The 14623-nt window shown below is 65.8% G+C and carries 14 protein-coding genes and 1 pseudogene; 9 read left to right on the forward strand and 6 right to left on the reverse strand.

The window, feature by feature from the left end; genetic code table 11:
• Nucleotides 1–284 precede the first annotated feature (284 nt).
• The 3 genes and pseudogenes from HUV01_RS04755 (at nt 285) to HUV01_RS04765 (ending at nt 4219) form a co-directional block, all read left to right on the forward strand.
• Entirely contained in the window at nt 285–1853 is a 1569-nt protein-coding gene (locus HUV01_RS04755) for a Y-family DNA polymerase (RefSeq protein WP_254606386.1), read from the forward strand.
• Nucleotides 1850–3172, forward strand: a pseudogene (locus HUV01_RS04760) (PHP domain-containing protein); the annotation flags it as partial. The gene HUV01_RS04755 and the pseudogene HUV01_RS04760, both read left to right, overlap by 4 nt.
• 420 nt (nt 3173–3592) lie before the next feature.
• Complete coding sequence (locus tag HUV01_RS04765) at nt 3593–4219, forward strand: SOS response-associated peptidase family protein (protein WP_174297165.1); 627 nt, start codon at nt 3593–3595, stop codon at nt 4217–4219.
• 193 nt (nt 4220–4412) lie between these two features.
• Here HUV01_RS04765 and HUV01_RS04770 read toward each other — a convergent pair whose 3' ends face one another.
• Complete coding sequence (locus HUV01_RS04770) at nt 4413–6185, reverse strand: recombinase family protein (RefSeq protein ID WP_174297166.1); 1773 nt, start codon at nt 6183–6185, stop codon at nt 4413–4415.
• A gap of 1762 nt (nt 6186–7947) precedes the next feature.
• On the reverse strand, nt 7948–8406 hold the full coding sequence (locus HUV01_RS04775) for a hypothetical protein (protein WP_174297167.1): 459 nt from the start codon (nt 8404–8406) through the stop codon (nt 7948–7950).
• A 226-nt stretch (nt 8407–8632) separates the two neighbouring features.
• On the opposite strand from HUV01_RS04775, the gene HUV01_RS15430 reads away from it, so the two are divergent.
• Nucleotides 8633–8848, forward strand: coding sequence for a DUF1153 domain-containing protein (locus HUV01_RS15430; protein WP_174297168.1), 216 nt, complete (start codon nt 8633–8635; stop codon nt 8846–8848).
• Nucleotides 8849–8954: 106 nt separating this feature from the next.
• On the opposite strand, the gene HUV01_RS04785 is transcribed toward HUV01_RS15430, so the two are convergent.
• On the reverse strand, nt 8955–9185 hold the full coding sequence (locus tag HUV01_RS04785; protein WP_174297169.1) for a hypothetical protein: 231 nt from the start codon (nt 9183–9185) through the stop codon (nt 8955–8957).
• A gap of 316 nt (nt 9186–9501) precedes the next feature.
• On the opposite strand from HUV01_RS04785, the gene HUV01_RS04790 reads away from it, so the two are divergent.
• Complete coding sequence (locus HUV01_RS04790) at nt 9502–9639, forward strand: PEPxxWA-CTERM sorting domain-containing protein (protein ID WP_174297170.1); 138 nt, start codon at nt 9502–9504, stop codon at nt 9637–9639.
• 610 nt (nt 9640–10249) lie between these two features.
• Nucleotides 10250–10408: a PEPxxWA-CTERM sorting domain-containing protein gene (locus tag HUV01_RS15435; RefSeq protein ID WP_368039992.1), complete on the forward strand. Its 159-nt coding sequence runs from the start codon at nt 10250–10252 to the stop codon at nt 10406–10408.
• A 127-nt stretch (nt 10409–10535) separates the two neighbouring features.
• Here the strand turns inward: HUV01_RS15435 and HUV01_RS04800 are convergent, their stop codons facing one another.
• The gene (locus tag HUV01_RS04800; protein WP_174297172.1) at nt 10536–10697 is read right to left on the reverse strand and encodes a hypothetical protein; all 162 of its coding nucleotides are present in this window, start codon (nt 10695–10697) and stop codon (nt 10536–10538) included.
• A 232-nt stretch (nt 10698–10929) separates the two neighbouring features.
• Between HUV01_RS04800 and HUV01_RS04805 the strand changes: the two genes are divergently transcribed.
• The gene (locus HUV01_RS04805; protein WP_174297173.1) at nt 10930–11190 is read left to right on the forward strand and encodes an ArsR/SmtB family transcription factor; all 261 of its coding nucleotides are present in this window, start codon (nt 10930–10932) and stop codon (nt 11188–11190) included.
• A gap of 268 nt (nt 11191–11458) precedes the next feature.
• Here the strand turns inward: HUV01_RS04805 and HUV01_RS04810 are convergent, their stop codons facing one another.
• Both HUV01_RS04810 and HUV01_RS04815 read right to left on the reverse strand, forming a co-directional pair.
• Nucleotides 11459–12349, reverse strand: coding sequence for an alpha/beta fold hydrolase (locus tag HUV01_RS04810; protein ID WP_254606384.1), 891 nt, complete (start codon nt 12347–12349; stop codon nt 11459–11461).
• Nucleotides 12321–13151, reverse strand: coding sequence for an aldo/keto reductase (locus tag HUV01_RS04815; protein WP_174297174.1), 831 nt, complete (start codon nt 13149–13151; stop codon nt 12321–12323). The genes HUV01_RS04810 and HUV01_RS04815 overlap by 29 nt, the downstream gene beginning before the upstream one ends.
• Nucleotides 13152–13507: 356 nt before the next feature.
• Between HUV01_RS04815 and HUV01_RS04820 the strand changes: the two genes are divergently transcribed.
• Nucleotides 13508–13996, forward strand: coding sequence for a DUF427 domain-containing protein (locus HUV01_RS04820; RefSeq protein ID WP_174297177.1), 489 nt, complete (start codon nt 13508–13510; stop codon nt 13994–13996).
• Nucleotides 13993–14623: deoxyribodipyrimidine photo-lyase (locus HUV01_RS04825; RefSeq protein WP_254606385.1), on the forward strand; the 631-nt coding region annotated here is incomplete at its 3' end. The genes HUV01_RS04820 and HUV01_RS04825, both read left to right, overlap by 4 nt.

The raw sequence follows: 14623 nt of genomic DNA on the forward strand, positions 1-14623 counted from the left end.
CCGGGCACAATGGACCGTGGATCTCGTCCGCCAGCGCGGCGGCGAGCCCTTCTCCCTCATTGTCGAGGCCTGCGATGACCAGGGTCGCCTCGCTCTTCCTGCCGCAGCTCGCGATCGAGCGGCTGCGCCGGAAAGAGCGATCGCCCGCGCTGCCTGAGCGCGCGGTCATCAGCCTCCCGGTCGACGACGACCCGGGCACCTCCTCGGTACCGCGGGATGGTGGCTGGCGTCCGGGCGCACGCTGGTCGGATGGGCGCGAGGAGACTGCCGGGCAGATCGCCGCGTTGCCACTCCACCAGCGCCCGCCCGGCCGCGAGCTCGGCCGGCGGTCCGAGGCAGCGGCGCACCCGTTCAAGAGACGCGAGGACGGTACCGGCACGTCCATCGCCCCGGCGCTACGAACGTCGCCGCACGAGCCTGCCGCACCGCTCATCCTCGTCACCACCGTCGGCCAGCGGCAGGTCGTGACCGCCGTATGCCCGGCGGCTCGGGCGCTCGGCCTCACGCCAGGCATGGCCGCGACCCAGGCGCGCGCGCTCGTCCCCGACCTCGACGTGCGACCGGCCGATCCGGAAGCCGATGGTACCGCGCTCGACCGGCTCGCGCTCCATGCCGTCCGCCATTGGACGCCCGGTGCCGCGGCCGCCGCCGATGGGCTCCATCTCGACCTGACCGGTGCGGCGCACCTGTTCGGCGGCGAGGCTCGGTTCTGCCGCCGCGTGGTGGCGTTCTGCCGCCGCCTCGGCCTGACCGCGCGCATCGCCGTCGCCGATACGCTCGGCGCGGCGCATGCGGCCGCGCGGCATTATCCCGGCCCGGTGACCGTCTTGCCGCCCGGCGACGGGACCGCCGCCATCGCGTCGCTCCCGGTCGTGGCGCTCCGGCTCACGCCCGAGGCCATCGTCGCCGCGGCCCGGTTCGGTCTCGACCGCATTGGCGATCTGCTGCCGATGCCGCGCGCGCCACTGGCGCGCCGACTCGGCCTGGCGACCGTCGAGCGGCTTGACCAGGCGCTGGGCCGCGTCGTGGAACCGATCGTGGCCATCGTTCCGTTCGAGCCGCCGGCTGCCGAGCGCCGCCTGCTCGAGCCGATCGGCACCGCCGAGGCCATCGCCACCGTCATCGGCGACGTCGTCAGCGACCTCGTCGACGTGCTCTGCCAGCGCGGTCTCGGGGCGAGGGCGGTCGAATTTGTCGCCACCCGCGTCGACGGCATCGACCAGCGGCAGACGATCGGCATGTCGCGCGCGACGCGCGACAGTGCCCACCTCACTCGCATGCTGTGCCAGCGGATCGAGCGCATCGATCCCGGTCTGGGGATCGAGATCGTGCGGCTGACCGGGACCCGCGCCGAACCGCTCAGGGCCACCGCCATGGCATCCGTTCTGGCTTCCGGCGATTCGACGCCCGACATCGCGGTCACCGTCGACCGACTTGCCGGCCGGGTGGGCGAGACGGCGCTGTTCCGCGCCCGTCCGGTCGAAAGCGACGTCCCTGAGAGGGCCGTGATCCGCGTTGGCGTGCTCGAGGCCGGCGGCGCGTGGCCGGCGTGGAAACGGCCGGTCCGGCTGCTGCGGCGACCCGAGGTGCTGACCAACGTTGTCGCGCTGCTGCCTGACCATCCACCGCGGCGGTTCGCGTGGCGGGGGAGGGCACACGCGGTCGTCGCCGGCGACGGGCCCGAGCGCGTTCACGGCGAGTGGTGGCGGCGCGACGCCGAGGTCGACGCGGTGCGCGACTATTACCGCGTCGAGGACGACCGCGGCGCGCGGTTCTGGCTCTTCCGCCGCGGCGACGGCGTCGACCCGGCCACGGGCGATCTGTCCTGGTACATGCACGGGCTGTTCGGGTGACCGGCTATGTCGAGCTCCACGTCACCAGCCACTTCTCGTTCCTGCGCGGCGCGTCGTCGCCCGACGAGCTGTTCGCCGCCGCCGCCGTCCTCGGCTACCCCGCGCTCGGCATCGCCGACCTCGGCTCGGTCGCCGGCGTGGTTCGCGCGTGGGAGGCGGCCAAGACCACCGGCGTTCGATTGATCGCCGGCACGCGTATCGTCCTCGATGACGGCCGCGGCCTGCTCCTCTACCCGACCGACCGGCCGGCGTGGTCGCGATTGAGCCGTCTCCTCACCCTCGGCAAGTCGCGCGCCGGCAAAGGCGGGTGCACGCTGGGCTGGTCCGACGTTGCGGCGCATACCGAGGGGCTGATCGCGATCCTGCTCCCCGACCAGCCCGGCGAGGCTACGGCGTGTCATCTCGCCGATCTGCGCGAGGCGTTCGGTCGACGCGCGCACTGCGCGTTAACGTTCTGGCGCCGCCCTGATGACGTCTTGCGTCTGCATCAACTTGCCGATCAGGCGGCTACGGCCGGTGTCCGCGCGGTGGCGACCGGCGACATCCTCTACCACGCCTCCGAGGCGCGCCTCCTCCAGGACGTCGTCACCGCCATCCGCGAGAAGTGTACCGTCGACACCCTCGGGTTCCGCCGCGAGCGTCATGCCGATCGGCATCTCAAGTCACCGGAAGAGATGGCACGCCGGTTCGCGGCCTTCCCCGACGCGACCGCCGCCACCGCCGACATCGCCCGTGCGTGCACGTTCGACCTCGGCGAGCTCAGCTACCAGTACCCGCACGAGGAGGTCGTCGCCGGCCTGACCGCGCAGGGCGCGCTCGAGCGACTGACCTGCGAGGCGGCGGAGGCAATGTTCCCCGAGGGCGTGCCGCTACCGTACCAGGCGCAGATCGCCCACGAGCTGACGCTGATCGGCGACCTTGGCTACGCGCCGTACTTCCTGACGGTCAACCGCATCGTCGCAGAGAGCCGCCGGCGGGGCATCCTCTGTCAGGGGCGTGGCTCGGCTGCCAACAGCTGCGTCTGCTTCGTGCTCGGCGTCACCAGCATCGACCCGATCAAGCACGAGCTCTTGTTCGAGCGCTTCGTCTCGGGCGAACGCAAGGAGCCACCCGACATCGACGTCGACTTCGAGCACGAGCGGCGCGAGGAGATTATCCAGTGGATCTACGAGACCTACGGTCGTGACCACGCCGCGCTGACCGCGGTGGTCACGCGTTGCCCCGAGCGCTGGCCGCTCGAGCTGTTTTGGGACGCCGCGGGGCAGGCCAACGAGATCGGCCGCGCGCAGGGCACCACGGCGGCGTTCAACGGTATCGTCCGGCAGCTCAAGCTGGCCGGGCGGCATGAGGACTGAGGGGCACGATGCCGGCGCCGGTACGGGCATCACGTCGGCGTCAACCAACGACGCCGTCGATCACGTTGGGCGGCGGCTAAGGACGCTCGAGCAGTGCGCGCTGCATCGCCGGACCATCCGCCTGACCTGTCCGGCGTGTCGTCGTGTCCGCCGATTTGATGCTATCCCGTTCTGGTGGCTGTTCGTGCGACGTGGGTGGGACGACGACCTGCCGCGTGCCATTGAGCGACTCTGCTGTGAGGCATGTCGCCGGGCTGGTCGAATCGTGCGTCCAACGTTCGTCGTCACGCGCGAGCAGCCCGAGGGCGAACAGCCGCCCTACCCGAGCGCACATGAGTGGAAGAGGGTTGTCTCGCGTTACCGGTCGTGATCGGATCGCCGGCAATGTGCAATCTCTACAATCTCAAGGTCGGCCGCCGGGAATACCTCGAGGCGCTCGCCGCGGTCGACGACCTAGGCAACGAATTCGAGGTAACCAAGGACTACGCCGCGCCGGGCAAACCCGGCTACATCGTCCGCGTCGATGACGGTCGTCGGGTCCTCAGCACGATGAAGTGGGGATTTCCTACGCGCAAACCCCGAAAGCGGCCTGCGCGCGAGGGCGAGATGCCGTTCCGTCACGACTGGTGGACCAACTGCCGCAACCTGACGAACAACATGTGGCGACCATGGCTGCTCAAGCCGGAGCACCGCTGTCTCGTCCCGTTCGAACGGTTCGCCGAGCCAAAAGCAGCCGCCGATCGGACGTCTTCGGGCGACACGAATTGGTGGTTCACCGTGTCCGATCAGACGGCGCCGTGCTTCGTTGGCGTGTGGAAGATCGATCAGGATCACGACCGGGTCTTTGCGTTCTGCACGACCGAGGCCAATCCGCTGGTTGCGCCAAAGCACCCGAAGGCGATGCCTGTGATCCTGATGCGAGAGGACCATGACCGATGGTTGACTGCGCCCATGGACGATGCGATCGGGCTGATCGGCTCGTACCCGTCCCAGCTTATGGAAGTCGTCTGACGATCTCAAATTTCGTCATCCCCCGTCCATCTACCACGCTTCTCCAAACCAGCCGCTCGTTCCTGGCGATTGTGCAGCGAAACAGGCTGACCGCTGCCAGCTCGCTGCTGCCCGTCAGTTCGCGAGTTGTCCGGTGGCTTTGCACAGCCGCGGCACGGCGTGACGTTAGTTCGCTCAATCTTCGGCATTGCGCCTAGTACCGCTCCTCATTTGATTGCGATGTCGGTTGTTCGTGGAAGCCGAAGAGGATGCGTTGTTGTCGCCAGTCTGTTGGCAGGTCGGCGAAGATCAACCGCCGCCGCGTCAGACCGTTAGGCTGGCATCCGTCGAATATCGCAGTTGCGATATCAGGCGCGAGATAGTTGAGTCGCAGCAGGCGTGCGAAATACGATGGCGTGCGATTGAACCTCCGGGCGAGCTCCGCCGGGGAGGCGCCGCGGTCGGCGAACACCGCGGCCTGAGCCCGGTGAGCCGACTTGAGCAGGTCGATCAGCCCTGGAAGCGGTCGACTGTTCCGGTCAGCATTGGCGGCCGCGATCGGCAGGGAGAAGCGGCGTTCGATCCGCGTTCCCGCCGACGGCATCGTCACTATATGTATCCGGTCGACCAGCTCACCGGGGATTCGCGGCCCACGCCGGAAAATGCTCGACCCGGACCAACCGAGGAAGCGCACCAGCTCGGACGTCCTAACCATCATCTTAACATCGTCACGCGACACTTCGACACGAGCCAAAAGGGCCTCGAGCCCTAGCCGGAGCCGGCGTTCATCCAGTCCGCCAAGTCGCCGCGCAGCGACGGGACCGGCATCGATCTGCGCCTCGATGTCGCCGTTCCACCGGCCAAGAGTCGCTACGGCTGCGGTCAGCGCGGAGTGATCACTAAGCAATGTCTGTAGACCGCTTACGACGAGGGCCTCGAGCGGACCTGCGCTGACCCGAAGCCGCTTCAAGCCGTGACGCGCCGCGCGTCGCGACTGGGCTGAGACATAGTATCGGTAGTTGGTCCCCTTCTTGGCACTGCAGTCGATAACCATCCGGCGACCGTCACCGTCGTGAAGCAAACCGAGCAGGACGTTGGGCGAGGGTTCGGGGATCGGCTTGACGGTTCGTCTATCCTCGCGGATCGCCTGCGCCCGGTCCCACAGTTCGCGTGGCACGACGGCCTGGTGGATCCCAGGAAACGAATCCCGGAGATGCGGTACGTCGCCGACATACCAGCGGCTTGCAAGCATGCCCCAGATCATGCCGCGGCTTACTGGTCCTCCGCCAGCAACGACCCCTTGGCGCGTCGTCCACTCCTTGGACTTTAATCCCGCGGCCTGCAGCTCAGCTACCAGCTGTTTGTAACAGCCGAGCTCGACGTAACGTTCAAACATGGCGAGAACCGTCGCCGCCTCGACCACATTGATTACCAGCTTGCCGTCGACGACATCGTAGCCAAACGGCGGCGGACCACCGGTCCAGTGCCCGCGGCGCTTCATCGCCGCAATCTTGTCGCGGACGCGGTCGCTGTGCATTTCGCGCTCAAACTGTGCAAACGTCAGCAGGATGTTGAGGACCAGTCGACCCATGCTGTCGGCGGTGTCAAACGCCTGTGTGACGCTGACAAAAGTCACCTGATACCGGTCGAAGAGCTCGATCAGCCGGACGAAATCGGCAAGGCTTCGCGTCAGCCGGTCGATCTTGTAGATGACGACGACATCGATCAGACCCTGCTCGATGTCGGCTATCAGGCGCTGGAGCGCCGGCCGCGCCAGCGTGCCGCCCGAGTAGCCGCCGTCGTCGTAGGCCGTCGGGAGCTCAAACCAACCATCGCAACAGTTCGACCGAATGTAGTTAGCGCACATCTCGCGCTGGCTCTCGAGCGTATTGAACTCGCGCTCGAGACCCGCGTCGACGCTCTTGCGGGTGTAGATGGCGCAGTTCCGTCGCCTCGCGACTGCAGCGGCTAAGTTGTCTTGAACCATCGGGCACCTCGTCGAAACAGTCAGCCGGTTTTGAGACTGACCCCAAACTAACCCATGCGGATGAAGATTTGGCGACTTTACGTTCTGCCTTTTTTGGTCCGCGTCAACTAATCGAGAGTCCCGGTATCTCCTCGCAGACGTAGAAGATACATTGCGGCTCGCCCAATTAAGGGCGGTCACAAGGTTGTGATCGCTCCAATTTCTGATAGAACAAATCGACGCGTCAGCCGGTTAGGGCGACGCGAAGCCCGGCAAACCTCGCCGCAGTGCGACTGTCGCGCACGTCGAGCCGCCAGCGACCACCCTCGTCGACGTATGGCGAACCGGTGGCCATCGACCACCAGCACGCTCGTCACGCTATGGTCGCTAGCGGCATTAGTGGCGGATCTCGCCGTCACGAACGCCGGTCAGTTGGCTGATCCGGTCAAGGATTGCGAGCCAAGCTCGGTGACCCGCTCGATCGTTTTCTGCTAGGAGCGCGTCGCACCGCAGTGCGGCGTGTGTCGCAGCGTCGTCGCCGTGCTGCGCGATCTCCTGGCGCGCGCACGCCCAGAGTTCCCAGTCAGTGAGAGCGGTCACTCTTGCCGACCAAACATGGTGCCCTCCTTCATCATCGCCGTGCGAACGACGCAATCAATCGCATTATTGACAAACATCGACCCCAAAGACGTTCTTTCCTACACCGCGAGGCGCGCGTAAACTGCCGGCCGGTTAGGGGATTACTGATGCTGCCAAGCGTTGGATTCGGGATGTCGCGCGTTCGGCGACGGCCGTCCCGCCTGCTATGGGCGATCCGCTGATGCCCGGTCGGCCCCGCATACACAACGAGCCCCGCGATGCTCGTCGCGCCGCGAACGCTCGCGCTGCGCAGCGGGCACGCAACTCGGGAATCATCCAACGCAGTGTCGCCCTGCCGACTGCGTAATGGTCGATCATCCGCGCGTCGCGGATGCCCGGCGAAACGTCCGACGCACAGACACTAGCGCGACTCCTTCAGGTCGCGAGTAGCCCTGCCTGACCCGATGACGGCGGTGCCATGCACTGATCGTCAGCGCCGGCGGCGTATTGCCCAGACGAGGCCCGAGAGGCTGGTGATTACCGCTGCGAGGCCAGCGAGAAACGTTCCATCAATGGTGATCATATGCGACTCCTTGCAGACGCACTGTTCCCGTTTTGTTTCGTGTAGGAAAATGATTTTTCGTGCGATCATTCCCAATGCGAGCAGAGTGCGAGCGCGCGCTCTTCGCTAGGGCCGGCCTTATGCACCCACGTCGATGAAACCTTAAAATCAGACAGTCGAGGAGCTACGCCGTCTCTAATTTACCGCCATCCGTTCACTGGCCACGATGTGCTCGCTCGCGTCCACAAACCTCAGTGGCAGAAGAACCGAGCAGCGCTCAAACTTCATTCCCTTTTGCGACCACGCCGCTCCCGGCTGTACCCGCGATGCTGTAGATCGCCGGCGGGCGTTGCGCTGCGACGTCGCATGCGCCGCAGCGCAATCCTGCTGCCTAAACGGAGGTGATGCGGATGACACCTACGAGGCTGCGACGGTGACGATCGCCGACTTGGTGCTGGTGCTTGCCATCGGCAGGCTGAATCGGCTGAAGGCTGATCTAGCGGGTTGGGGAGTCTGGGGGGGCTTCCCGCCCCTTAGAGGTGACCCCAGCTGTCGAAAGGAGGGCGAACGCTCTTTCATCCCACAGACCTCGCGACGCCGACCACCGATGCAATAAATATACCATCGCGTAGCAATAGACATTCAGGCCGAGCCTTCGCACTTACCTAACTGACCACCGGTAGCGGCAGTTCGAACTCGCCGCCAGAAGTCGTCGCTGTCGAATCGGCCATTTTGCGTAAAACTGATAGCAGCCGCGACGTCGAAAATGACGTTGGCCAGACCTGCGCTCCTCGACGCTGTCGGATCATCGACAATCTCTGCCAACGACCGGTCACCGTGTACGCCCTGTAGAGCGATTAGGCGGGCGATAATCGCGGGCCCCTTGTTTCCGAAGGCCGCGTCCACGACGGCCAGACCGCGGCTCGAAGGGTCGTCCTGGAAGTTGGTCACCCCGCCGCCGGCAGGATGACTATGCTTCGTCTTGCCGGAGCTGGATGCCAGCGACGCGACTTCACTGGTTTGCGTGGCGGATATCGCGAGACGAAGGGCTTCCTGTAGTTCTTCACCCGAAACAGGTTGATAAGCGTTACGATCGGTCATGGGCGCTCCGCACGCATTCTTAATCGCACTTTAATCCTTTGGCGATCTAGACGACAAGCCTCGCCATAACGCTTGGTCGACGCTTGCGCACGTTACGCCGAGCCTAACGACCACCGACAAATATCGTACTTAACAGGTTATAAACAGACATTTGTTAACAGAAATTTGACAATCCGCTTCTTATCCTATGTTGCTGATCATAATTTAGTATGTAGTTGATTTAATCATGAGATGGACTGCGAGCCGGAAGGCTGAAATCTTACGACAGCTTGGGTCTGAAGAGCTGACCGTCCGACAAGCGATTGAGAAGTATGCGTTGAGCGAGCAGGAAATTGCGCTGTGGCGCCGCGCCGTGCAAGCTGCGGGTGTTCACGCTCTGAGAACCACGAGAATACAAAACTACCGTGAGGTCTTTGAAGACTACGACCAGCAAGGTAAATAGCGGGATTCCCTTACCGCAGGCCTGATTGTCTTTGCCTTAGTCGCTGTCACGAGGTTCCGTTACAGGCAGTCGGCTGCACCGTTGGCGACCGCAGCGAGACCTATCGTCAGCTGGAGCGTACAGGTCCGGGAAGCGTCTTTCCCGCCATGGCATCCGCCATCCAGTCAACCACCGCTGCGAGCGCTTCCTTAGCTCGCGCACCGCCTTTCCGCGCTTCGCCGAAAATGGCGAGCTGGCGATCGGCGTTTGTGTCCTTTCTGGCGATAACTCGAGTCTGCGCGAGTTCGGCTGCACAGCCGAGCGCCTCGGCGTCTGGCGCAATATCATCGAGGATCACATCGAGGAGTTGGGCGAAGGCTTCACGGTGCCGGTCTCGTCGGGGAACCTGGCGTGAACGTTACCCGCAGGACACGGTTGCTAATTTCGATGTTGTGGCGGGTGATCCCTCTACCGCCCTGAAAGGCGGTCGACATCAGATGGTCTGACCCAGGCAGTGCAGCAAACGATTAGCCGGCATAAATGACGTACGCGATCATCGGTGCATCTCGAGGGACGGATGGCCATAACTATTAACTAACTTTTTGCTTGTCCCGGCAGAACGCACACCTTAGTAGAGCCTTAACGAACCGTTAACCTCTATCTAGGATGCGTAAATGGCCATCAAAGCGCAGATCACCAACGTCGGCGGCGTCCCCGAGCCGGCGAGCTGGGCGAAGATGCTCGCCGGGTTCGTGCTCGTTGGTGCCGCCAACCGCGGATGGCGCGGCACTCTAATAAGGGTCGCTGCCTAATTGACGACCTGAATCGCCTCAATTCCCGCCCTCCATCTTGAACGAGTCCGTCGTGATCAAAGCCAAGCTCCTCGCTATGTGCGTTTGCCCGGCGCTCGCCGCGCCGCCGACGATCATTGCGGCTCATGCGCCACTGCGTCACGCCGTGGCTCATCTCATGCACCGCGCCGCGGCCAAGCTCGACCATGGCGTACCAATGGAAAAGTCTGGTGTCGTGGCGACGCCGTCGCCACCGGCGGCGCGGTCGTTGCTTCCATGCTCACCATCTGCTGGCGGTGGTAATGGCGGCTTACCGATAACCGGTGGGAGCTCGATCGGGGGTGGGGGACTTGCGCTTACTTCCGCGCCCTCGGGAGGGACTTCTTTTGGCGGCGGCGGCGGCGGCGGTGGTGGTGGCTTTGACGGTGGCAGCGGCGGCGGTGGTGGCAGCGGCAGCGGCGGCGGTGGTGTGCCGGCGAGCGGTGGCCTTGGCGTCGGTGGCTCCGCTGGCAATACGCCCGGTGGCAGTGGCCCGCTCGGCAATTTGCCCGGATCGAGCACCGAAGCGCCGATCGGTGCTACAACCGGCGGCGGCGATTTACCTTTGCCGCCGCCCGGCCACGCGCCGGTCATGCCGGGTGGCAACTCGCCGTCCGCGCCGACACCCGTCAGCGGCGCGCCCGAACCGGCAGCTTGGGCATTCCTCGTCGTCGGCTTCGGTTTCGTCGGTGCGATGGCACGCCGCGACCAGCATCGTTCTTCGCTCCCTGCGGTAGGTATCCGATCATGATCAGAGCCAAACTCCTCGCCATGTGCGTCTGTCCGACGATCGCGGCCCCGCCGGCTATCTTGGCGGTCAGCCCGCCGGCACGATATGCCGTGGCGCACGTCCTGCATCACGCCGCTCGGCGGCTTGATCATGGTGTCCCGCCCGTCGTCGCGGTGCCGGCGATCGCGGTCGCTCCCGCGCCGCCGCCCTGTCCTCCCGCGATCGCATTGTCCGCTTCAGCCGCTACGCAACTCGCGCCGAGCCTGTCTCCAGCCTCGGACGCGCGCAGCGAGATCGGGGCGATCGCCAAGTCGTCATCTGAACGCAACCTCAGCGATGCACCATCGTGGTCGAGCCTGGCGAGCCGCTACTCGACGACGGCGCGGCTCCCCATCGTCGAGCTGGCGACAGCCGATGCGATCTCTTCGCCTGCACGCCCGCCAGCCGATCGATAACTGGTCTGGAAGCAGCACACCCCCGCTTCCGGCCCGTCCTGTCGACCCAAGGTCGCATGGGCCGTCACCAGAAAGGTAGAGCGCGCTATGGCCAGTCTCGATTTGATCTTCGCCGCTCTCGCCGATCCCACGCGTCGGGCGGTGCTCGAGCGCCTGTCCGACGGCGACGCTACCATCGGCGAATTGTCGCGACCGTTTCCGATCTCCCCGCCCGCAGTGTCGCACCATCTCAAGATCCTCGGGGTGGCGGGACTCGTCGAGCGCACCCGCGCGGGCCAACACATCCGGCTACGTCTCCAGCCCGAAGCCTTCGCGCAAGTATTGGCGTGGCTGGCGGCACGAGGCTAGATCAGTAATCCGATCCCCTTGCTCGGAACGCCGACGGTGGGCTGAAAGCCGCAATGACCGATGTTTGTCGCGCACCGAGCGCTACGAAGACTGCGCGCGGTGTGTCCGCCACAGCCCTATCTGACAAACCTCGGAGATCGACCGGGTATGCTGTAGCGCACACCCCATTCGCGGTCGTTCAGCGCCGTTTTGTCCGCTCCCAAAGCCGGACGCTGGTTCAGCTACTTCGTTGGCAAGACTGAGCCGATCGCAGTGGTCGGGATTTCCACTAACTGGTGGCCGCAAGAATAACGGCGACGGTTTCGTCGGGCATGTCCCACGCGGGGAAATGGCCGCTGGATTTGAACCAATGCAGGTCGGCCGAGGAGAAAGCGGCCATGGCACGGGTCGCCTGCCGCGGCAGGCATAGATGGTCGTGTCGACCCCAACCGATCACGATGCGCCCGGTCGACGCAGCAGCAGGACCGCTCTGCTCGGGCCCAGCGGCCAGATCGGCGACCAGCGCATCGAACGTCGGCGTGGTGCTAAGCCCGGTCAGTTCGGTTGCTATGGTCTGCGGATCGAGCGCCCAAGGGCGCGCCGATAGCTGCGCGAGCAGCGCCGTGCGCGATGCGACGTTCCGGCTCAGCGTCGGCAAGGCGGGTCGGATCGCCCGCAGCAGGCGCCCGGAAAGGCCGATGGTGATCTTGAAGAAGGTCCGCTCCCAGCCGCGCCAAAATCCGCCCGGGTCGAGTGCGACGACATTGCCGACGCTACCTCGTCGAGCAAGTTCGAGAACGATGCGCGCGCCCATCGAGCTGCCGACGACGTCGATCCCCGTCAGGCCATTGTCGGCGATGTAGCGTTCGACGCTCCCGACCAAGCCATCAAAGGTCCCGCTATCGCGTTCGGCTGGCGTCGCCCCATGCCCGGGGAGATCGATGGCGATTACGGTCCGGCTCGTGCTGAGCGGATCGAGGATCGTGCTCCACGATTGCCAGCTTCCGCCGAGACCGTGAACGAGGAGCAGCTTGCGGCCCTTGCCGCGTGTAATCTGATGCACTTCAAGCGGTCCTCGGTATCCAAGACCGTTGAACCATCGGGATCCGGTCGCGGGGCCGGCGACCAGCTCAAGCCCTCCAGTAGTTCGCTCACAGCATCTCGAGCGTGCGCCGTCCACGCGGCGGCGGGAAGGCGACCTCGAGATCGGCGAGGTCTTCGTCAGCGAGGACGAGGTCGGCCGCCGCCCGGTTCTCGCGGACATGTGCCACCGACCCGGCCTTGGGGATCGCGATTATCCCGTCGCGACGCAGCGTCCAGGCGAGTGCGACCTGCGCCGGGGCTACTCCGCACTGCGTTGCGATCGCGGCGAGGCGTTCGTCTCGGACAAGCCGGCCCTGCTCGACCGGGCTGTACGCCATCGTCGCCATCCCGCGTTCTGCTAGCCACGGCAGCAAGTCGAGCTCGGGGCCGCGGCGGGTGAGGTTGTAGAGGATCTGGTCGGCCGCACAGCTGGTTCCGCCGGCAGCGACGAGCTCGGCCATGTCGTCGGTGTCGAGGTTGCTGACCCCCCAATGGCGGATGTGTCCCGAAGTCTGCAGCCGTCCCATCGCTTCGACCGTCTCTGCGAGCGGCACCGAGCCGCGCCAGTGAAGCAGGTAGAGGTCGATCCGGTCGGTCGCCAGCCGCTTGAGACTGGCCTCGCAGGCCCGTCGCAGGCGGTCGCGCGACGCGTTTTGCGGATAGGCCTTGCTGATCAGAAACACCTGATCGCGGATGCCCGCGACCGCCTCGCCGACGAGCGTTTCGGCCGCACCGTCGGCGTACATCTCGGCGGTGTCGATGAGCGTCATGCCGAGGTCGACGCCAGCGCGCAGTGCCGCCACCTCCTCAGCCCGCTGGCCCACACGCTCGGCCATCTTCCACGTGCCTTGGCCGAGGGCGGGAACGGTGTCCCCGCCCCGCAACGTCACCGTCTTCATACTTGCTCCGCTCCGCGTCTTCCGTTTCGCCGACAAGCAACGCACCGCCATGGATCATGGTTCGCATCCAAGCGTGCAGGTGTCAGCGGCGCAGGCGCGGATAGGTGACCCAAAGCCTACATCAAGTGTCAAAGTTGAGCGGGAGCACACCGGCAGGTTCGAGTCGGCGGGGACCCCAATTCCGGCCGTTCGCGTCACTCCCGCAGAGTTCCGAAATCAGACGCTCGTTCACCTCGCCAGGACGGCTGCCTCGAATACCACAAGGCGACTGCTGAGCGGCGCGAAAAGAGGCCCGCTGTGACGACACGCCCGGCGCATCGCGCCCCGACCATGTTTATGAGCGGGCGGTGCATGCGATTCATCCCGATCCGATCCGGCCCGGCGAGGAGAGCGTCTGGGACTACCCGCGCCCGGCGATCGCGCAGCCGAACGGGCGGCATGTCCGCATCGAGCATCGCGGCACGGTCGTTGCCGACACTCGCGTTGCGTTCCGCGTTCTCGAGATCAGCCACCCGGCGGGCTGGTATCTGCCGCCGGGGAGCATCGCCACAGGCGCGCTGCTGCCGTACGAGCAACGATCGTTTTGCGAGTGGAAGGGCGTCGCCGTCTACTGGCACCTCGCCGTCGGCGGCGAGGTGCTGCACGACGTCGCGTGGAGCTATCCGACACCGACCGCCGCCTTCGCCGGGATGGTCGACCACGTCGCCTTCTACGCCGCGTCGCTTGATCGCTGCACCGTCGACGGCGAGGTCGTACGTCCTCAGGCCGGAGGCTTCTACGGCGGCTGGATCACCGCCGACCTTGGCGGACCGTTCAAGGGCGCGCCGGGGAGTGCGGGGTGGTGAGCGGCGGGTTGCCGGCGGCGCTGGCCAAATGGCGCGAGGCGCCGCGAGCGCGACGGCTGAATGATCGCGCGGTCGGCGAAGGCGGCTATGTCCTCTGCTGGCTGCAGCAGGCGTTGCGCGCCGACGACAACCCGGTGGTCGACGCAGCCATCCGGCTCGGCAATGCGCTCGGGCTGCCGGTGCTGGTCTATCACGGCGTCCGCGAGGACTATCCCTATGCGTCCGACCGGCTGCACCGCTTCATCCTCGGCGCGAGCCGCGACCTCAAGCGCGACGCCGACGCGCGCGGTCTCGCCTGCGTTCAGTACGTCGATCGCGCGGACAAGCGTGAGAAGGGGCTCGTCCACCGGCTTGGCGCGGGCGCCGCGGCGATCGTTGTCGACGACCAGTCGGTGTTCGTCGCCCGCGCCCAAGCCGCGAGCGTCGCGGCGCGCGCTTCGGTCGCCGTATTCGCGGTCGAAGCCGCCTGCCTCGTTCCGCCGGCGGTGATCGGCGCCGGCATCGGCAGCCGGACCGGCTACGGCCGTGCGCGCCGCACCGTGGTCCGGTCGGCCTCGCGGCCCTCCAAGCCCGGCTCCGCGAAGTGGGCAAAGCCCGTCTCTTCGGTGGCGCCGGCGTTGACCGCCT

The sequence above is a fragment of the Sphingomonas bacterium genome, from assembly GCF_903643035.1.
Taxonomy (GTDB): Bacteria; Pseudomonadota; Alphaproteobacteria; order Sphingomonadales; family Sphingomonadaceae; genus Sphingomonas.

Coding starts and splice junctions, on each gene's coding strand:
- HUV01_RS04775 (WP_174297167.1), bottom strand. CDS start 8,406: ATGACCGATCGTAACGCTTATCAACCTGTTTCGGGTGAAGAACTACAG.
- HUV01_RS15430 (WP_174297168.1), top strand. CDS start 8,633: ATGAGATGGACTGCGAGCCGGAAGGCTGAAATCTTACGACAGCTTGGG.
- HUV01_RS04805 (WP_174297173.1), top strand. CDS start 10,930: ATGGCCAGTCTCGATTTGATCTTCGCCGCTCTCGCCGATCCCACGCGT.
- HUV01_RS15435 (WP_368039992.1), top strand. CDS start 10,250: ATGCCGGGTGGCAACTCGCCGTCCGCGCCGACACCCGTCAGCGGCGCG.
- HUV01_RS04765 (WP_174297165.1), top strand. CDS start 3,593: ATGTGCAATCTCTACAATCTCAAGGTCGGCCGCCGGGAATACCTCGAG.
- HUV01_RS04815 (WP_174297174.1), bottom strand. CDS start 13,151: ATGAAGACGGTGACGTTGCGGGGCGGGGACACCGTTCCCGCCCTCGGC.
- HUV01_RS04770 (WP_174297166.1), bottom strand. CDS start 6,185: ATGGTTCAAGACAACTTAGCCGCTGCAGTCGCGAGGCGACGGAACTGC.
- HUV01_RS04790 (WP_174297170.1), top strand. CDS start 9,502: ATGGCCATCAAAGCGCAGATCACCAACGTCGGCGGCGTCCCCGAGCCG.